Below are 18,731 nucleotides of genomic sequence, written 5' to 3' on the forward strand. Positions count from 1 at the left end.
TACATACCGTTAACAAATCCACCACACTAAATTTACACACAGCTTATATAATCTTCATATTGTGCAAATCAGGTGCAATGCTTGAGGATCATAACTGCAACACGAAGGAGATCATAAATCCATGAATGATTCCGTAATCCGGATTGATAAGCTAAATTTATATTATGAGAAATTTCACGCGCTGAAACATATAAACCTCGATATTCCTGAAAAAACGGTAACTGCCTTTATAGGCCCGTCCGGCTGCGGCAAATCGACCCTGCTGCGTACGCTGAACCGGATGAATGACATGATACCGGGAACGCGTATTGAAGGCACCGTGAGTATCGCAGGTCAGGATATATACGGCGATACTATGGAAGTAGAAACTCTGCGTAAGCAGGTAGGAATGGTTTTTCAACAGCCTAACCCATTTCCCAAATCGATTTATGATAACGTAGCCTACGGTCCACGTCTGCATGGAGTTCGGCAAAAGGACAAGTTGGACGAATTGGTCGAGCAAAGCCTGCGGCAGGCGGCACTCTGGGAAGAGGTCAAGGACTTTCTGAAGCGTTCAGCTCTGAGCTTGTCCGGTGGACAACAGCAGCGGTTGTGCATTGCCCGGGCGCTTGCCGTACAGCCAGATATTTTACTGATGGACGAGGCGACATCTGCGCTAGATCCGATCTCCACGATGAAAATTGAAGAACTGGTTCAGGAATTGCGAGACACATATACCATCGTCATGGTGACGCATAACATGCATCAGGCAGCGCGTGTGTCCGGTCGAACTGCGTTCTTTTTAAATGGTGTTGTGGTGGAAGCGGCGGATACAGAGACGATGTTTTCCACGCCGCAAGATTCACGTACAGAAGATTATATTTCAGGGCGATTTGGCTAAAGCCTACCAGATGAATATGCCAGAAGGGGTGACTTCGAAATGATACGTAGAAAAGGTTTTGATGAAGGGTTAGATGAGCTGAGAGCCGTACTGCGCGAAATGGGTGCACACGTTTCGAAGGCGCTCGATCAGGCCATTGAATGTTTGCAGACCAAAAATATAGAATTGGCTCAGCAGGTGGTCAAAAATGATGCATCCCTCAATACGCTGGAAGAGAATATTCTCGATATGGGTTCCAAGCTCATTATTACCCAGCAACCGGTAGCGAAGGATTTGCGCCGGATCATTGTTGCATTTAAAATTTCCAGTGATCTGGAACGAATGGGCGATTTGGCACTTGATATTGCCAAGGTGACACTTCGTTTGGAAGGGCAGCAGATCATTAAGCCTCTGGTGGATATTCCGCACATGGCTTCCATTGTTAAAGAAATGATAGATGATGCGATCAAATCCTATTTGGATGAAAATACAGATCTGGCCTACAAAATGGCCAAAGAGGATGATCGTGTGGATTCCATGTATAGCCACATGATCAGCGATCTGTACGCCTTTATGGTAGAAAAGCCGGCAGAGGCTTCACAAGCCATGCTGCAACTGCTTGTAGGACGATACATTGAACGAATTGGTGACCATGCTACGAATATCGGTGAAAGTACTGTATATCTCGTGACAGGGGAGAGACCAGATTTGAACCAGTAGAGCTTTCAGGTATATAGCGGTTGTTTCTGACCCAGACTTGTCTTTGAGCAAAAGGCAAATTTGGTTAGGAAGCAGCCGTTTTTTTCTGAAAAAGGAGTCTTGTATGTTAAGATAGGAAGAGGAATGCGTAAAACGTAAGAACGTTACGAATGCATTGATGAACTTGCGAGGTGCTAAATGGATAAACTCATGCTTATAGATGGTAACAGTATCATTTACCGGGCGTTTTTTGCTATGCCACCGTTAACGAATTCGAGCGGGCAGCAGACGAACGCGGTGTACGGATTTACGACGATGTTATTGCGGCTCTTGGAGGAGCACAAACCAACACATATTCTGGTTGCCTTCGATGCCGGTAAAATAACGTTTCGCCATAAAGGATACGAGGATTACAAAGGTGGACGGGAGAAAACACCACCAGAGCTGTCCCAGCAATTTCCGTTGCTGAAAGAGCTATTGACCGCTTTTGGCATTGCTCAGTTTGAACTGGATGGCTATGAGGCGGACGATATTATAGGCACCCTGTCCAAGACAGCGGACGAAGCCGGTTTTAATGTGCTGGTCGTGACTGGGGACAAGGATATGCTCCAATTGGCCTCAGACCATGTCACAGTCGGCTTGACCCGCAAAGGGGTTACTGAGGTGGAGACGTATGGACCTGAGCAAATTCAGGAACGATATGGCCTGAAGCCGCTGCAAATTATTGATCTTAAGGGTCTGATGGGCGATACGTCGGACAATATTCCTGGTATTCCCGGCGTGGGAGAAAAAACAGCGCTCAAGCTGCTGCATCAATACGGTTCAGTCGAAGAAGTGCTGGCGCACACGAATGAGCTGAAGGGCAAAATGAAAGAACGTGTAGAGACACATGCTGACGATGCGCGAATGAGCAAAGATTTGGCGACCATTTATCGGGATGTAACGTTGGACAAGCAGCTGGAAGATGTGGCCTTCGGCGGGCTGCAAGCAGAAACGGCCGGGCCAGCTCTGGCGAAGCTGGAGTTCAAGTCCTTGCTGGAGCGTTTATCCTTTTCAGGTGAGGTTGGAAGTACTGGGGTAGACGTAGAGGAAGCCGCGGCTGACGTAACAGTGCTGGATGAGCAGCGGATTAGCGAATTGGTAGAAGTGTTAGATCGTGTGGATGTGCTGCATGTTGAGACGCATGGTGATAATCCGCATCATGCTGACATTGTAGGTCTGATATTTGCCGCAACGGGACAGCAATTTTTTATGACACTGGATGTACTGCAAAGCGATGCAGCTACACCTATTCGCGCATGGCTTGCTGACCCTGAACGCAAAAAACGCGGTCATGATCTGCATCGAACGGATTTGGCTTTACACTGGCATGGAATTGAGTTTGCAGGTGCCGAGTTTGATGTGCAACTGGCAGGGTACTTGCTGGACCCAACCGATGCAAACCAGACATTGAGCGGATTGGCAGCCAAATATGGCTTGTCTTCGATCCGTCCAGACGAAGAAGTGTTCGGCAAAGGAGCTAAATATAAAGTCCCTGACGTGGATGTACTGTCCGATCATGTGGCGCGTAAGGCAGCGGTGATTGAAGCTTTGGTGCCTGTGCAGCAGGCGGAGCTGGAAAAAACGGAAATGCACAAGCTGTTTCATGAGCTGGAGATGCCGTTGTCCCGCATTTTGGCGGATATGGAGAAGCAGGGCATCTTGGTGAACGTAGAAGAACTACGCGCTTTGGGGAAAGAATTTGAAGCCCAGATTGCAACGTTGGTGGGTGAAATCTACAGCATTGCCGGAGTAGAGTTCAATCTGAATTCACCTAAACAGCTGGGTGAGATTTTGTTTGATAAACTGGGTTTGCCTGTCATTAAAAAGACGAAAACGGGGTACTCGACCGATGCGGAGGTATTGGAAAAGCTGGCCCCCTATCATGATATTGTGCAAAATATTTTGCAGTACCGCACTATTGCCAAACTCCAATCGACGTATGTCGAAGGATTGCTGAAAGAAATCTCGGAGAAAACAGGTAAGGTGCATACGTATTTCCGGCAGACGGTTGCAGCAACTGGACGCTTGAGCAGTCAATTTCCGAATTTGCAAAACATTCCGATTCGTCTTGAAGAGGGTCGTAAAATCCGCAAAGTATTTGTTCCGTCCGAACCGGGCTGGTCTATTTTAGCGGCAGACTACTCACAGATCGAGCTGCGGGTGCTGGCTGATATTTCGGATGATGAACGTTTGAAGGAAGCCTTTGTCCACGATATGGACATCCATACCAAGACCGCATCCGATGTGTTTGGTGTAGCAGCGGAAGATGTGGACTCCAACATGCGGCGTTCTGCGAAGGCAGTCAACTTTGGGATTGTCTATGGAATCAGTGATTATGGTCTGTCACAAAATTTGAATATTACGCGGAAGGAAGCGGCTCGCTTTATCGACCAGTATTTTGATGTGTTCCAAGGCGTTCGCCGTTACATGGATGATATTGTGAAGGATGCGAAGCGGGACGGCTACGTAAAAACGCTGTTGGAACGCAGACGCTATTTGCCGGAGATTAACGCCAGCAATTTCAACCTGCGTTCATTCGCTGAGCGTACAGCGATGAATACGCCGATTCAAGGTACCGCTGCCGATATTATCAAGTTGGCAATGGTACAGATGGATAAGGCGCTACGTGAACGTAATCTTCGCAGCAGAATGCTGCTCCAAGTACATGATGAGCTTGTGTTCGAGGTTCCGCCTGAGGAAATGGAAACGATGAAAGAGCTTGTCCCGGCTACCATGGAAGCTGCATTAAAGCTGGCTGTGCCGCTCAAAGCCGAAGTAAGCTATGGCAGCAATTGGTATGAGGCCAAGTAAGATATTTCAATGAGTAGATAGTCCCAATTTGACGCTGCTTCCGTTATAATATAGGGTGAGGTGAAGACATCATGCCGGAATTACCGGAAGTAGAAACAATTAAACGAACGCTAAACGAGCTTATCGTTGATAAACATATAGATCATGTCACCGTGAATTTACCGCGGATCATTCAACGGCCCGATGATATCCATGCTTTTGCGATGGAATTGGCCGATCACCGGATTACAGGGGTGGAGAGACGCGGAAAGTTTCTGCGGATTTTGCTGGACGGGCTGGTGTTGGTCTCCCATCTTCGAATGGAAGGGCGATATGGATTGTATTCGCAACATGATCCTGTGGAAAAGCATACCCATGTCATCTTTCATTTTAAAGATGGTACGGAGCTGCGTTATCAGGATGTGCGCCAGTTTGGCACGATGCACTTATTTCCGGCAGGACAGGATTTGCTGGAAAAGCCGCTGAACAAGCTTGGTTTGGAACCGATGGACGAGGCCTTTACACCCGAAATGCTGCGTGCCGCTGTTGGAACTCGTTCGACTTCGATCAAGGCAGCGCTGTTAAACCAGGCATATGTGGTGGGCATCGGGAATATTTATGTAGATGAATCGTTGTTTAAGGCGGGGATTCATCCAGCACAGCCAGCCAAAAGCCTAACGGATAGCCAATTTCATGTCTTGCATGAAGCTATTGTCTCCACGCTGGGTGCGTCGATTCAGGTTGGAGGCTCGTCCATTAAATCGTTCGTTAATGGACAGGGCAAAACGGGCGACTTCCAGCATCAATTGCAAATCTATGGACGTAACGCGAAGCCTTGCATTAACTGTGGCACATTGATCGAAAAATCTGTCGTAGCCGGACGTGGCACACATCATTGTCCGGTCTGCCAGCCTCTGCGCTAAACAGGCACAGTCACCCCAAGCCCATCCCTCTCATATATTGTTCCAAGTACCAATACTGCGGAGGGTTTCGGTTGTTATAAGGCCCTGCCTTCGCAATGGGAGGGAATTGGAGTGGCTAATCATTGGGGAGCCCTGCTGTTACTGGCATTTGCGCTAAGTTTGGACAGTTTCGGAGTCGGTGTTACATATGGTCTGCGCAAAATGAAAATTCCACTGTTGTCGATTGCTATCATCTCCGTATGTTCAGGTTTGGTGATTGGCATATCCATGCAATTGGGCGCATTACTATCTCGTGTCCTGTCTCCTGTATATACGACCGTTTTCGGCGCTGTCATCCTGATCTGTATCGGCTGTTACTCTTTGTTTCAAGCTCTGCACCGCAAAGAGGATTCGCTAGAGGATTCAGCGGAGGCCTCTCGGGGGCTGCTTCTTACAGAACAGACTGATCCAGTGAGCAGATCTGTTCTTGGAGAGAAGAAGAGTATAGAGGATGCTGATACAGAGTCTTTCCTTAGCTCAAGAAAAGATCTGTCGGCAGAAGCTTCTGTAGAGCAGCAGGAGCGAACGCTATTTTCTCTGGAGTTCCGCAAATGGGGACTTGTTATTCGGATTCTTCGAAGCCCGTCTGCTGCGGATATGGACCGTTCTGGCAGTATATCTGCTACCGAAGCGGTTTGGCTGGGTATTGCATTATCGGTCGATGCGTTCGGAGCGGGATTAGGGGCAGCTATGCTTGGTTTTCAGCCACTGTCTACTGCGCTGGCTATTACGTTATTCAGTGGAACATTTTTGATTGCAGGGATGAAGGCAGGCTTCTTTCTATCAGCATTTCGATTTATGAAGGCGCTGGGTGTATTGCCGGCATTATTACTGATTATGATGGGCATATTGAAGCTGTTATGAGGTGAAAGAGCATGAATATCGGATTAACCGGAGGTATTGCTACCGGAAAAAGCACCGTGTCGGCTCTTTTGGTCGCCAAAGGTGCGCTGCTGATCGACGCAGATGCCATTGCCCGGGAAGTGATGCTTCCGGGGCATCCGGTGCTGGCGGCGGTCATACAGCATTTTGGACAAGCTATAGTGAACAGTGACGGAACCCTGCACCGCAAAAAACTGGGTGAGATTGTATTCGGAGACCCTGCCCAGCGGCAGGCACTTAACGATATTACACATCCTGCTATTCGTGAGGAAATGCGACTGCGTATGGAAGCATATGAACGGGAACAGCCGGACAAGCTTGTTTTGGCAGATATCCCGTTAATGTACGAGTCCGGGCTGGAGAGCTTGTACGAGGAAATTATGGTTGTGTACGTACCACGTGATATTCAGCTCCAGCGTCTGATGCTCAGAGACGGTCTGACGGAGGAACAAGCTGGACTTCGGCTGTCCGCACAAATGGATATTGAACAAAAGAAAAACTTGGCCGATATCGTTATCGATAATAGCGGAACACAGTCTGAGACGAAACGACAAATTGATCAATTTTGGCAGCGGAAGGGACTTGCATGAATATTTTGCGAAAGAAAAGAGTCCTGCTCACTTTGTTTGTCGGGTTTGTCCTGATTCTGTTCCTCAATTCAAATTGGATGTCCTGGTTCTATCCGATTCAATATAAGGATGAGATTCGGCAGTATTCACAAACGTATGAAGTGGACCCATTTTTGGTGGCGTCTATTATCCGCGTAGAAACCAATTTTAAAACCAGTAAGCAATCGCATAAGGGTGCACTGGGGTTGATGCAGATTATGCCGAATACAGCAAATTGGATTATGGACAGCGCCCAGATTCAAAAGGTTCCGCTAGACAGTGTCAAGCACGAGCCTGGTACCAATATAGAGCTGGGAACCTGGTATTTGCATAACCTATCCATGAAGTTTCAGGATAATCCTGTAGCAATCGTAGCTGCTTACAATGCAGGGCCGGGTAAAGTTCAAGAGTGGCTCGATAAGGGAGTGTGGGATGGAAAAGAAGAGTCCATTAAGCAAATCCCTTTTGGTGAGACACGACATTATGTACAGCGGGTCATTTATTACTACAGGCAATACACGAAAATTTATAATGATTTTTAAAAGACAAGTTAATGACATGATGAGCCTTTTCGCTTTAAAATGAAAAAAAGCGCAGGACAGGCTGTTTTTAGCAGCCCGTCCATACACTTTTTCTTGTTATTTCTGCATTATTACCGCGATTATTGGTATTGACCTGCCAATTGTTGTTCGGCGATCGTTACGAGGCGTTTTGTGATGTAGCCCCCGATCGAACCGTTCTCATAGGAAGTCATGTTACCTTGGTATCCATCTTGAGGAATGCTGATACCCAGCTCTTGAGCGATCTCATATTTCATTTGCTCCAGAGCGCCGGAGGATCTGCTGACTACCAGATTGTTGGAGTTGCCATTGTTTCCTTGTGCCATTGTTGTTCACCTCCTCGCGATGTGGTAAACATATTATGATCCGTTTTGACAAAATTATTACTAAAAATCTTCGGGAATTTATTGGAAAAAGAAAGTGGTGAGATTATGAAATGTCCGTATTGTGCCTACAATGGCACGAAAGTGTTGGATTCGCGACCTGCGAATGATAACAAGTCCATCCGTCGCCGCCGTGAATGTGAGCAGTGTGCCAGGCGTTTTACCACCTTTGAAATGGTGGAGGAAACCCCACTCATGGTCATCAAAAAAGACGGCAGCCGTGAAGAGTTTAGTCGTGATAAAATGCTGCGCGGTCTCATTCGAGCCTGTGAGAAGCGCCCAGTATCCGTCGAGCAATTGGATATGATCGTATCCCAGGTGGAGAACGCTATCCGCAACACAGCAGCCACAGAAGTCGATAGTCAGCAGATCGGGGAGCTGGTCATGGAACAGCTTTACCCAGTGGATGAAGTCGCCTACGTACGTTTTGCGTCCGTCTATCGTCAGTTTAAAGACATCAATATGTTTATGAAGGAACTGAAAACATTGTTATCTAAAGATACAGCCAGCGACTGATCGCTGACTGTATCTTTCTTGGGTCAAGGTGGGAAGATGATTATATTTTTTTTATAAAAGTATTGACACAGGAATAAAAATTTTATATGATATAGAAGTCGCTTGAAACGTTGATTAACTTACTTATGATGGGGCCTTAGCTCAGCTGGGAGAGCGCATCGCTGGCAGCGATGAGGTCAGGGGTTCGATCCCCCTAGGCTCCACCAAACTTTTATTATGGACTCTTAGCTCAGTTGGTAGAGCAGTTGACTCTTAATCAATTGGTCCAGGGTTCGAGTCCCTGAGAGTCCATCCTTTTAGAAAAAACGGCAGAGATGCCGTTTTTTTGTTGTTTATAGATCTATTCCCAGTCTAACCGAGAACAGTTATGGGGTTTTCATTAGCATTTTTTCATTAGCATATCAAAAGAAGTATGGCAAAAAAGAACATCATTGTTTAACGCTGACTGACATAATCGGAAAGGGATTTGAGATACTCACCATTCACCAATTTTCTTGGGGCGAATACGGCTGTTAAGAAAGTTAGAGATTTTGAACGCGCGATTTTTTCATCCATCATGGAATGGTCGGCTTCAGGTAAATGAATCACGGACAGCAGTTCTGAAGGTATTTTCTGGCGATAGACTCGCTCGGTACCCTTTACATCAACATTAATATCTTTGCCAGCCAGAACCAAGAGTACAGGAGAATGGAAGTGACTTAATTCTTCGGTGGAATCAGACAGAAAATTTTTGCCTATAAAGCTCCATCTTTCTTTGGAAATCATATCGTCAGGATCGGCTATGCCTAGATATTCTTCATAAGAAGCATGTTTTTTCAGTAACTGTAGAACTTCTTGATCGTAGTTCAATGTCTTTTGAATTTCTTGCGGAGTAGCTCCTTCTTGTTCCATTTCTTTTCTGGTATTAAATTGTCCTTGGGAAATCCAGTTCACGGCAGGCGATACAAGGATGCTGAATGCAATATCATGCTCCTCTTTAACGATCTTCGGAATGACCCATCCTGCTTGACTGGCTCCCCATAGGCCGATTTTTTGCTTATCAATCATCGGTAAGCTTCTTGCCCAGTCTATTGCATATCGGATCTCCTGTGCGCGGTCCTCCATGCTTTGGTCGAGCCAATTGCCAGGAGCGCTGTTAATACCGGGCTTATTCAGTGACAGGGAGGCATAACCCTTGGAAGCGAACTTTTCCCACAGTGGTTTGTATCCATCATCATATGTGTCATTAATAGGACCATCCCCATGGACAAAAACAACCAATCCAACCTTTCCCGAGTAGTTCTTAGGCAAAGCTAATGTACCTGTTAACAGCCCTTTAGGTGTCTTAATTTGTATTTTTTCTTCTGTCATCTTGTAGGAATTTTGATATAGAACAATTAGTATCAAGGCAACAGCCAGAGCTGCCGCAATACCAAAAGTAAGCTTGAATGTTTTTTTCAACGATGCTCTCTCCTCGAATGCAGGTTCTCTTTCCAACTCATCAGATACCATACAGGCTCCTTGAACCAAAAATGCCGTAACCCATTATACTTGGATTGTTCTACTTCAAACGCCAGTTTGTGATACAAACGGATAGCCCCTTGGTTCTTATGCGCTACATGAAGCGTCAATGCATGAAACCCAGATTCAACCGTAAATTGCTGTGCGAAAGCTAGAAGAAGGCGTCCTATTCCCTGGTTACGATGACTTGAACGAATCGCCAAATGATCAATGTAACACTCATTTGCAGCGGGGGGATACTCCAGCGCATGCATACCTGTCAAAAATTTAAATACATTGAAGCAACCAAACTGTTTTAGGAGCGGAGCTAAAGAAATGGGATTTGTTTCAGGAAGTGAAGAGGAGGGGGCCTTCCATTTGAGGGAAAGAACACCGACAACATCTTCGTTCTCTTTGGCTACAAATTGTTTCATAGATGAAGAATAAGGATTTTGAACCCAAACCTGCATTAACAACTTCTGTATATCTTGCTCCTCCAGTGTAACAAGAGATTGGAATTTTGCTTTAAACGATTCGACTAAAAGACTGCAAACAGCTTCATGGTCTTGTTTCTGGTATGCAACAATGTCAAAGGATTTTGCACTCATGTAACGCCCTCCAAGATTTATTCTACTTTAACCTGAATTTCGTATTGCAGCTTGTTGTTGTCGAACATCGAAAGATAAGATTTTTCTACTAGAACAATCTTGCTTTGGCAGTTATATTGGTGCTGAGCTACATATCGTTCCATTTGTTTAATTTCATAATCAATCTCTGGTTCTTCAATGACGGAAAGATGCTTATAAAGATAGTTGCCCTCTTCCAGAATATAGTCAGCCACATCCGCCGTTTCATAACATAGCTTCGCCTGTCCAGCATCAGACAAGTAATGCAGGTCATTTTCAAATAATCGAGGTGGGGCAGGGCGGTGTTCAAATAGGTTACCGGCAGTGAGCTCTTGACCATTCTCCAATGCAAACCATAGCTTTAAATGACGGGGACCTAATCGTTTGACCTGATACTCATCGTCCTGTTGGGCCCGATTATTATGTTCTTCTAACACTTTGTGAATAAACTGTTCATGCATCTTCAAGTTAGCTATTTCGGCCTGTACCTTCTGCAACGAATGCTCTAAAAGCTGGTTATAGTCATCGGCAGCATAGGAAGTCATACATTCTTGAATCTGATCGACAGGGACATTTAATTTGCGTAATAATAAAATATGCGAAAGCTGATAAATCTCATGAAGCCCGTACATTCGATATTGATTTTCTTCTGTATGTGATGGATACAGGACTCCCTTTTCTTCAAAATAACGCAGTTGATGTACAGATACATTCATGAGCTGAGCAAGCTGGCTGATCGTAATGTGTTCTTTCAATGGTAGGACTCCTTTACTGATAGTTGAATAACTCCACTATAAACCTTAGGTCAGACCTAGGGTCAATAGAAAATATCAAATCAAATCTTGGATAGGCGTATGTGTCGAGCATTTGATGCCCACACCAAGGGAGAGACTGGAGAGTTTACCTGTCGGTGATAACCCGTTATAATCATAAGATTAGTGAGCATAAACAAGATGCTCCGGATGAAGGTTAGAATGGGGAAATCATGTTGAAAACTTTTAAAAAGGTATACATTGAGATAACGAGCATTTGCAATCTCGCATGCAGTTTTTGTCCTCAAACACAGCGTGTCAAAAAATTTATTGATCCGGAAGTCTTTCGAAATGTGCTTGATCAGGTCAAACCACACACGGATTACATCTATTTGCATGTAAAAGGAGAGCCGTTGCTCCATCCGAAAATTGATCTTTTGCTGGAAAGTGCTCATGAGAAAGGCTTGAAGGTCAATATAACCACCAATGGTACCTTGCTGCCGAAGACCGGACATAAGCTGCTTGGGCAGCCAGCGCTGCGTCAGATGAACTTCTCTCTCCACAGTTTTGACGGGCATGAAGGCTCCGTGGATCGAGAAGGGTATTTGGGTAATATTTTCACGTTTGTAAGAGAAGCGGTGAAACACAATGTCATTATTTCGTTCCGTCTCTGGAACTTGACTGAAGATAATTTGACTAATGTGCAGCGTCAGCGCAACCGGGAAACACTTGAACGACTGGAGCAAGAGTTTGGACTGGACTATCGGATTGAGGAAAAGGTGATACCGGGCAGTGGGGTCAAAATCGCACCAAACGTTTATTTGAATCAAGACCATGAATTTGAATGGCCGAGCCTCAGTGCTCCGGAAGATGACGGAAAAGGCTTTTGCCATGCACTCCGTAGCCAAGCGGCGGTATTGGTGGATGGAACGGTGGTCCCTTGCTGTCTGGATGGAGAAGGCGTCATAAATTTAGGTAACGTGCATGAACAATCTTTTTCCGACATTGTGGAAGGGGAGCGTGCAAACCGTCTGTACTTCGGGTTCTCTAAGAGAGAAGCGGTAGAAGAGTTATGCCGAAAATGCGGGTACCGCAAACGATTTGGAACATAACCGAGATTTGGCAGGTGGAGACTTCGAATCTCTGACAAATCGTTACCTCCGTTTTGAGTTTAGATTCTTAGGAAAAATCCGCTAAACATCAAGGATTTCTTGGTGTTTAGCGGATTTTTTGCATACGTAAAACATACTTACATTCAACTATTAACCAGCGCTTTGGCATACTGTTTGCCTGCCGAGAGAAGGCTGTCACTCAGTTTAGGATCATTAACAGAACGTGCAAGCACAAGAGAACCAACCATACTACTGAACAATGCACTGCCCTTGGACTGATCCATTCCCCCCAAATTGGAGATAAACGTAATCATTCTTTCCAACTCCTGCGTGAATATCTGCCGGATTTCTTCGGAAGAACGGGCTATTTCTACGGAAAGGGCAGGAATAATACAGCCTATTTCTGTTCGATCACGGTGATGGGTGCTTAAATAGTAATCGATGACAACATTAATTTTAGGATCTTGCTTTTCTTGGTCAACGGCCTCCTGAAGCAGTGCGAGGGTATCACTGACGGCATAGCGACAGGCTTCGGCGACTAGCTGTTCTTTGTTATCAAAGTGTGAATAAAACCCGCCGTGAGTTAATCCTGCCCCTTTCATAATAAAGGGCACACTTACATCTTGAATACCGTTGGCACGGAAAGCTTGGGCAGCACTTTCAACGATCTTACTCCGCACTTTCATCTTATGGCCTTTTGGATAAGGCATTGTAATCACTCCACGGGTTTATAATGCTAACTTCAAAATATTATAATCATCATAATAAAACGTGTCAATTTGTCTTCCTATAACGACAACTTCAGAAAGGCTGATCAAGACTATTGACGCTTTTAAAATATGATGACTATAATATATTATAATCATCATATTTTAAATCATGCCATTTTAACAGGAGGTATTAGTTATGAGCAAGCATGAATCTGTAGAAACACTGGTCATTGGATCAGGGCCAGGAGGTTATGTGGCAGCATTGCGTTCTTCTCAGCTTGGAATGAAAACGGCGATTGTTGAACGCAGTCAGCTAGGTGGAGTGTGCACGAATGTGGGCTGCATTCCATCCAAAGCTTTGATTGCCGAAGCACATCGCTATGAGATACTCAGGCAGGTAAATCAGGCAGATGCAGCGATGTCATTCGTGAATGCTCAGGCTTTCAAACAGGGGATTGTGAATAAGCAGGCAGGCGGAGTTGGCTTTTTAATGAAAACGGCAGGTGTGAGCATTCTGGAAGGGGAGGCGAGTTTGGTTGATGGGCATACAGCCATCATCAATCAAAATGGAGCGGAACAAACGATATCCTTTAAGTATGCCATATTGGCAACCGGCTCCCGTCCAATCGAGCTGAAAGCATTTCCGTTTGGCGGACGTATTTTGTCCTCTACAGAGGCGCTTTCGCTTCCAGCGGTTCCGTCCAGCCTGATCGTGATAGGTGGTGGATATATTGGCGTTGAGCTTGGACAAATGTATGCCAAATTTGGAACAAAGGTAATGATTCTGGAGGGAGGGGAACGGGTGCTGCCGGGATTTGAGACGGACCTTGTGGCCCCTGTTGTTAAGCAATTGAAAACAGATGGTGCAAGTATCGTAACTGGGGCGATAGCCGAAAAAGTCGTGCAGAATACGGATACTATTACGCTGCATTATTCAAAAGATCAAGAGCAGCATCATGTCACCGCTGAGTTTGTATTAGTTACTGTAGGCAGAAAACCGAATACGGATGGCAGATTAGGATTGGAGCACATTGGCTTGCCACTGACGAGCAGGGGGTTGATCGAGACAGACGAGCAGTGTAGAACGGCTATTCCGCATATTTTTGCCATTGGAGATATTACGGAGGGTCCAGCCCTTGCCCATAAGGCTTCCTATGAAGCGAAGATTGCGGCAGAAGCGATTGCAGGTCAAGCTGCTAAAGTGGATTATAAAGCCATGCCGCTGGTTGTCTTTTCTGAACCAGAGCTGGCTAGTGTTGGCCTAAGTGAAACAGAAGCAAAGGAAAAAGCCTTACCGATTGTCATTGGCAGAGCTTCCTTTGCAATTAACGGCAGAGCATTGGCGCTAAGGGCAGCAGAGGGGTACATCAAAATCGTAGCAAAGCAGGGGTCGGGGATCGTATTGGGGGCGCAAATCGTCGGCGTCGAAGCTTCAACACTCATTTCCGAGCTTGCTCTGGCTATCGAGATGGGAGCAACCGTAGAAGACTTAGCTCTAACCATTCATCCCCATCCTACATTGGGAGAAGTAATCATGGAGGCTGCGGAGAATGCGGTCAGAAAAATGGACCGTCCAAAGTAGAGGCTCCGTATGAAATCACTTCATTGCCTGTGAGAATAATTATCAACTATAATATATTATAGTTTGAATATGAGTTTGAGCAGGTACGTGGATGGTTTGGATCGGGGGCTGAACAAAAGCAATGAAGTTGAATGATCACATTTTGCTGTGGAATCATGTTTTTATACAGGTGATGGATGTTCGTCATAAGAAGATCGAAGAAGGGGAGGAGCTACGAACCTATCGACTTCCTGCCAGTGCGTTCTTGTATACCGTTCGTGGAAACGCACGGGTACGGTTGGATAACAGTATTCACAGGGTAGAGCGTTTCCATGTACTGCATGGCGGAAAAGGAATGTGCCTGAGTATCCTGGCGGAAGAGGTGCTTGAATATTACATCATTTTGTACAAGGCAACGTTGGCCCTGCCTAGCCGCAAAGAGATTGCACAATTGCTGGAAAAGGAAAATCCTTTTCAGAACCAGTATGCTTTCGCACCTCATTACCCACTGCCCCTGTACGATAAAGTGAAGCTGTTGGAGCAAGAATGGCGTGAAGCTTCCGGACTTGGCAAACTGCATGTCAAAGCCTTATTTCAACAATTTGTATATGAGTTGTTGCAGCAGTTGTATCGGCAGGGCATTGAGCCTCTTAAGCCCGACCTGGTATCGCAGGCTGTAGCCTATATTCGTGAGCATTTTAGTCGGCCTATGGCACTTGAGTCCATTGCAGAGGAGCTAGAATGCAGTATTGGACATTTATCCAGGTTGTTCAAAAATAAAATGCATACCAGTCCGATTCATTACTTGGGCCAAGTAAGAGCAGATCGAGCGGCAGAACTGCTAATGCAGACGGACGCCACTTTGCAGGAGATCGCAGAGCGTGTGGGATATCCAGATGCCCATTCTTTAAGTCGCAGCTTCAAGAAATATAAGGGACTATCTCCCGTACGATTCAAAAAGGAACGGGAGCATCATGCTCAGAAGCAAGATCAGGATATGCCCCAAACGATGCTTAAATATGCCCTTCAGCGGACATCTTTCGCACGTTATACTGATATTGATTATCAATATCGGTATAACGCGGAAGGAGATTTGTTTATGCACGGAAGAGTCAAAATAACGGCCATGATGATTATGCTGTGTTTATCATTGATGCTGGGAGCTTGCTCGGCTCCGACGAATACAAATGGAAGCTCGCAAACGAAGGCTAATCATACAGCGACATCATCCAACAGCGATGGACAAGCGGCAGTGCAAGCACAGACAAGAACGGTTAAGACATTAAAAGGCGATGTGGAAGTACCTGCAAACCCGAAACGAGTGGCGTCGGATCAGTATATGGGTCATCTTTTGAAGCTGGGGATTATTCCAGTGGGGGTCAGAAGCTTTATGCTGAATGAGGCTTGGATTGATCAATCGGGATATCCCAAAGAGAAATTGGCCGGAATCAAGGATCTCGGTGAATTTCCTATGGATTTGGAGGAACTGACTGTTCTGCAACCGGATTTAATTATCGGTTCAATCGAAAAGAACATCGACAGCTACCAAAAGGTAGGAACGACTGTGTTCCTGCCGTATTGGGAAGGCGAATCTACAGCGGGACCACTGGATAAATTCCGCAGAATTAGCGAAATCTTTGGCAAGCAGAAAGAAGCCGAGCAGTGGATTACTGAATACGAGAAGAAAGCTGCAGAGGCCAGAACGAAAATTCAAGGTATCGTTAAAGACGGAGAGACGGTTTCAATTGTACAAGTCGCCAATAAATCGATATATGTTTTGGCAGCAAAAGGCGGCAATTACGGAAGTCCGACCATTTATCAGATGCTAAAGCTGCCACCTACTAAAAAGGCATTGAACATGAAAGAAGGATTTGAAAATATTTCGCTTGAAGTTTTACCCGAGTATATGGGAGATCACATCTTTGTATACGGTTCAGAAGATGAAGGGGCTAATCAGATTCTGCATAGTGAGCTATGGAAAGGCCTTCCGGCTGTAAAAAAAGGACAGGTTTATATGTACGGTTCATTCAGCGATAAAGGGGATGAGTTTGTGATGGAAGACCCTTATTCATTGGAGCTTCAATTGGATACCATAGTTAATCTCTTATTAGCCCACAAAAAATAAAGCTGAATACAGCTATAAAAATCGAAAATACTTACCGATGAAACACTTGATTCATAGACAAAAAAACTGCTAAAACGAGGGTAAACCTCTGTGTTTAGCAGTTTTTTTGTCGTAATTCAACAGAGGCACTCACCTCAGTCGCTTATTGTAGTCGTCACCACGCCATTAATGACTGCCGTTCGCTGCAACGTCCCCGTTTACAAAAAACAGTGACTATTCTCACAAAAAACGACATCTTCCGACACTGGAATGCCATATTATAGTAAGTGTTGATAGGCTATAATCGTAGCAGTGAAAACGGATTTTCACAAAAATTTATTAGAGTCAGGATTGGTGGTTCAAATAATGAAGCTGGCAACAAAATTAACTTGGATGATGCTCATCATATTGCTTCTCGTAGGCTCCTCCATTGGATACTTCGGATATCGTACCGCTTACCATCAAGTGGATGAAGCTGCTGGAATCGAGCTGGTGGGTTGCGCCAATATTACGACTGGCCTTATAGATCCTGCGGATATATCGGCTCTGGTCAGTGGAGATAACAGCAAACTTGCTGCCATTGAAGACCGGATCGGCTGGATTGTAGCACATAAGCCTATTTTTAAGGAGGCTTTTATTATCTCTTTGGATGGAAAAATTTTGGCCGCCGATGCCAACTTTAAGCAAAGAGGCTATCAAGCTGGCGATTCCTTCTATTTTACAGACGAAGACAAAGAAATGATAACTACCATGAAGCATTCAGCATATTCCAAGGTTTATACATATGAAGGAACCTCGCTCAAAACTGGATACGGCCCCATTTATCAGGACCATGATCCCACCAAGCCCATTGTTGCACTGATGGCCATCAATTTTGACGGCTCGTTAATTCAGGAACGGACGTTGGATATTATTGTTCAGCCCTTTATTATTGGCGGCTCCATTTTCATGGTGGCTATCCTTGTTGTTTACCTGTTGATTCGCCATATGGTAAGTCCGCTTACCAAGCTGTCAGCCTCTGTGAACACCATTACCAAGGGCGACCTTACCCATGAACCGCTTCTCTTCAAAAACAAGGATGAAATCGGGACGCTGGCCCGCGACTTCAACGATATGACAATGAACCTGCGCAACCTGATTACTCAGGTCAATGACACCTCTATGCTGGTCGCTTCTTCCTCTCAAGAGCTGTCTGCCAGCGCACAGGCAACGAACCGTGCTGGAGAGCATAGCGTGAATGTTACGATTGAGTTGGTAGATGGGGCGCATACCCAACTGCAAAACCTGGAAGGAAGCTATAAAGCTATTCAGGATATGTCCCGCTTCATCAGCGATATTGCTGGCAATGCGGACATCGCAATGAACAAGGCCGCGGATAATGTCCAGAAAGCACGCCTTGGCCGGGAATCAATGGATTCCACCACCTCCCAAATGGGAGTTGTCAGCGAAAGCATCGGCGATCTCTCAAGCATTATTCATACGCTTGGCAGCCACTCCAAGGAGATTGAGAACATTGTCGGCACCATTGCCAGCATCGCCGAGGAGACCAACTTGCTGTCTTTGAATGCAGCGATAGAAGCTGCGCGCGCCGGAGAAGAAGGTCAGGGCTTTGCCGTTGTCGCTGGCTCTGTCCGCAAATTGGCCGAACGTTCTGCCAATTCTGCCACACAAATCAGCGAACTGATCAGTCTGATTATCGCCCAAATGGACAAGGCAGGAGAAACTATGAAGCGTTCCACGAACGAAATGATGCAGGGCAAGGAGTTGATCATATCAGCCGGGCGCTCCTTCTCCGAGATTGAAGTCTCCATCTCCGACATGTCTTCCCAAAGCGAGCAAATATCAGCCACAGTTCGGGATCTGGCGCTGATCTCTGAAGGGCTCGTTGAAGCCATTCAGAATACCGTAATGGTCTCTAACCATACGGTTAAAGGGGCAGAGTCCCTGTCCGCCTCTTCGGAGCAACAGCTTGCTGCCATGCAAGAAGTGGAATCCTCCGCAGCGCTCCTCTCATCACTGGCCGAGAAGCTTCAGGTGCTTGTAGAGAACTTCAAGATTTAAATATTCGAGGTTCAAAGAGAAATAA

At 45.7% G+C, this 18,731-nt stretch carries 17 protein-coding genes and 2 tRNA genes; 14 read left to right on the top strand and 5 right to left on the bottom strand.

All coding sequences use genetic code 11. The features are described 5' to 3' along the window. Positions 1-121: 121 nt before the first annotated feature. From pstB to JOE49_RS13870, 7 genes are all read left to right on the top strand, one after another. Positions 122-880, top strand: coding sequence for a phosphate ABC transporter ATP-binding protein PstB (pstB, locus tag JOE49_RS13840; protein WP_023987922.1), 759 nt, complete (start codon positions 122-124; stop codon positions 878-880). 39 nt (positions 881-919) lie between these two features. Beyond that, a complete protein-coding gene (gene phoU / locus JOE49_RS13845; protein WP_023987923.1) occupies positions 920-1,579 on the top strand; it encodes a phosphate signaling complex protein PhoU in 660 nt (219 codons plus the stop codon). Between the two features lie 177 nt (positions 1,580-1,756). Beyond that, positions 1,757-4,411 (top strand): DNA polymerase I, encoded by a 2,655-nt coding sequence (gene polA / locus JOE49_RS13850; protein ID WP_209941559.1) that lies wholly within the window; start codon positions 1,757-1,759, stop codon positions 4,409-4,411. 71 nt (positions 4,412-4,482) lie between these two features. After that, a complete protein-coding gene (mutM, locus tag JOE49_RS13855; RefSeq protein ID WP_209941560.1) occupies positions 4,483-5,313 on the top strand; it encodes a DNA-formamidopyrimidine glycosylase in 831 nt (276 codons plus the stop codon). A 111-nt stretch (positions 5,314-5,424) separates the two neighbouring features. After that, entirely contained in the window at positions 5,425-6,216 is a 792-nt protein-coding gene (locus tag JOE49_RS13860; protein ID WP_023987926.1) for an MntP/YtaF family protein, read from the top strand. 11 nt (positions 6,217-6,227) lie between these two features. Continuing rightward, positions 6,228-6,824, top strand: a complete 597-nt coding sequence (gene coaE / locus JOE49_RS13865; protein WP_023987927.1) for a dephospho-CoA kinase — start codon at positions 6,228-6,230, stop codon at positions 6,822-6,824. After that, entirely contained in the window at positions 6,821-7,384 is a 564-nt protein-coding gene (locus tag JOE49_RS13870; protein WP_023987928.1) for a lytic transglycosylase domain-containing protein, read from the top strand. The genes coaE and JOE49_RS13870 overlap by 4 nt, the downstream gene beginning before the upstream one ends. Before the next feature lie 119 nt (positions 7,385-7,503). Here the strand turns inward: JOE49_RS13870 and JOE49_RS13875 are convergent, their stop codons facing one another. Beyond that, the gene (locus JOE49_RS13875; RefSeq protein WP_013309613.1) at positions 7,504-7,728 is read right to left on the bottom strand and encodes an alpha/beta-type small acid-soluble spore protein; all 225 of its coding nucleotides are present in this window, start codon (positions 7,726-7,728) and stop codon (positions 7,504-7,506) included. A 105-nt stretch (positions 7,729-7,833) separates the two neighbouring features. On the opposite strand from JOE49_RS13875, the gene nrdR reads away from it, so the two are divergent. The 3 genes from nrdR to JOE49_RS13890 all read left to right on the top strand — a co-directional run bounded on the left by nrdR (position 7,834) and on the right by JOE49_RS13890 (position 8,592). Further along, on the top strand, positions 7,834-8,301 hold the full coding sequence (nrdR, locus tag JOE49_RS13880; protein WP_013309614.1) for a transcriptional regulator NrdR: 468 nt from the start codon (positions 7,834-7,836) through the stop codon (positions 8,299-8,301). A gap of 130 nt (positions 8,302-8,431) precedes the next feature. After that, a tRNA-Ala gene (locus JOE49_RS13885) sits at positions 8,432-8,507 on the top strand. A 12-nt stretch (positions 8,508-8,519) separates the two neighbouring features. Continuing rightward, positions 8,520-8,592, top strand: a tRNA-Lys gene (locus tag JOE49_RS13890). Positions 8,593-8,736: 144 nt separating this feature from the next. Here the strand turns inward: JOE49_RS13890 and JOE49_RS13895 are convergent. Genes JOE49_RS13895 through JOE49_RS13905 form a run of 3 tightly spaced genes read right to left on the bottom strand, consistent with a single transcriptional unit; the run spans position 8,737 to position 11,161 of the window. Beyond that, the gene (locus tag JOE49_RS13895) at positions 8,737-9,741 is read right to left on the bottom strand and encodes an alpha/beta hydrolase family protein (protein ID WP_209941562.1); all 1,005 of its coding nucleotides are present in this window, start codon (positions 9,739-9,741) and stop codon (positions 8,737-8,739) included. After that, a complete protein-coding gene (locus JOE49_RS13900) occupies positions 9,738-10,388 on the bottom strand; it encodes a GNAT family N-acetyltransferase (RefSeq protein WP_209941564.1) in 651 nt (216 codons plus the stop codon). Before JOE49_RS13900 ends, JOE49_RS13895 begins: the two co-directional genes overlap by 4 nt. Before the next feature lie 17 nt (positions 10,389-10,405). Next, positions 10,406-11,161, bottom strand: a complete 756-nt coding sequence (locus JOE49_RS13905) for a helix-turn-helix domain-containing protein (protein WP_209941566.1) — start codon at positions 11,159-11,161, stop codon at positions 10,406-10,408. Between the two features lie 230 nt (positions 11,162-11,391). Between JOE49_RS13905 and JOE49_RS13910 the strand changes: the two genes are divergently transcribed. Continuing rightward, positions 11,392-12,270, top strand: coding sequence for a radical SAM/SPASM domain-containing protein (locus JOE49_RS13910; protein WP_025719701.1), 879 nt, complete (start codon positions 11,392-11,394; stop codon positions 12,268-12,270). Between the two features lie 143 nt (positions 12,271-12,413). Here the strand turns inward: JOE49_RS13910 and JOE49_RS13915 are convergent, their stop codons facing one another. Then, positions 12,414-12,980 (bottom strand): TetR/AcrR family transcriptional regulator, encoded by a 567-nt coding sequence (locus JOE49_RS13915; RefSeq protein ID WP_023987933.1) that lies wholly within the window; start codon positions 12,978-12,980, stop codon positions 12,414-12,416. Positions 12,981-13,176: 196 nt separating this feature from the next. Between JOE49_RS13915 and lpdA the strand changes: the two genes are divergently transcribed. The 3 genes from lpdA (at position 13,177) to JOE49_RS13930 (ending at position 18,706) form a co-directional block, all read left to right on the top strand. Next, entirely contained in the window at positions 13,177-14,562 is a 1,386-nt protein-coding gene (gene lpdA, locus JOE49_RS13920) for a dihydrolipoyl dehydrogenase (RefSeq protein WP_165175954.1), read from the top strand. 121 nt (positions 14,563-14,683) lie between these two features. After that, complete coding sequence (locus JOE49_RS13925; protein ID WP_209941568.1) at positions 14,684-16,666, top strand: AraC family transcriptional regulator; 1,983 nt, start codon at positions 14,684-14,686, stop codon at positions 16,664-16,666. A 345-nt stretch (positions 16,667-17,011) separates the two neighbouring features. After that, complete coding sequence (locus tag JOE49_RS13930; RefSeq protein ID WP_209941570.1) at positions 17,012-18,706, top strand: methyl-accepting chemotaxis protein; 1,695 nt, start codon at positions 17,012-17,014, stop codon at positions 18,704-18,706. Positions 18,707-18,731: the final 25 nt, after the last annotated feature.

Origin of the sequence: Paenibacillus sp. PvR133 (genome assembly GCF_017833155.1) — a bacterium.
Taxonomy (GTDB): Bacteria; Bacillota; Bacilli; order Paenibacillales; family Paenibacillaceae; genus Paenibacillus; species Paenibacillus polymyxa_B.

Excerpts from the sequence above, each read along its gene's own strand:
- pstB (WP_023987922.1), top strand. The coding sequence starts at position 122 with ATGAATGATTCCGTAATCCGGATTGATAAGCTAAATTTATATTATGAG.
- phoU (WP_023987923.1), top strand. The coding sequence starts at position 920 with ATGATACGTAGAAAAGGTTTTGATGAAGGGTTAGATGAGCTGAGAGCC.
- polA (WP_209941559.1), top strand. The coding sequence starts at position 1,757 with ATGGATAAACTCATGCTTATAGATGGTAACAGTATCATTTACCGGGCG.
- mutM (WP_209941560.1), top strand. The coding sequence starts at position 4,483 with ATGCCGGAATTACCGGAAGTAGAAACAATTAAACGAACGCTAAACGAG.
- coaE (WP_023987927.1), top strand. The coding sequence starts at position 6,228 with ATGAATATCGGATTAACCGGAGGTATTGCTACCGGAAAAAGCACCGTG.
- JOE49_RS13870 (WP_023987928.1), top strand. The coding sequence starts at position 6,821 with ATGAATATTTTGCGAAAGAAAAGAGTCCTGCTCACTTTGTTTGTCGGG.
- JOE49_RS13875 (WP_013309613.1), bottom strand. The coding sequence starts at position 7,728 with ATGGCACAAGGAAACAATGGCAACTCCAACAATCTGGTAGTCAGCAGA.
- nrdR (WP_013309614.1), top strand. The coding sequence starts at position 7,834 with ATGAAATGTCCGTATTGTGCCTACAATGGCACGAAAGTGTTGGATTCG.
- JOE49_RS13900 (WP_209941564.1), bottom strand. The coding sequence starts at position 10,388 with ATGAGTGCAAAATCCTTTGACATTGTTGCATACCAGAAACAAGACCAT.
- JOE49_RS13910 (WP_025719701.1), top strand. The coding sequence starts at position 11,392 with ATGTTGAAAACTTTTAAAAAGGTATACATTGAGATAACGAGCATTTGC.
- JOE49_RS13915 (WP_023987933.1), bottom strand. The coding sequence starts at position 12,980 with ATGCCTTATCCAAAAGGCCATAAGATGAAAGTGCGGAGTAAGATCGTT.
- lpdA (WP_165175954.1), top strand. The coding sequence starts at position 13,177 with ATGAGCAAGCATGAATCTGTAGAAACACTGGTCATTGGATCAGGGCCA.
- JOE49_RS13925 (WP_209941568.1), top strand. The coding sequence starts at position 14,684 with ATGAAGTTGAATGATCACATTTTGCTGTGGAATCATGTTTTTATACAG.
- JOE49_RS13930 (WP_209941570.1), top strand. The coding sequence starts at position 17,012 with ATGAAGCTGGCAACAAAATTAACTTGGATGATGCTCATCATATTGCTT.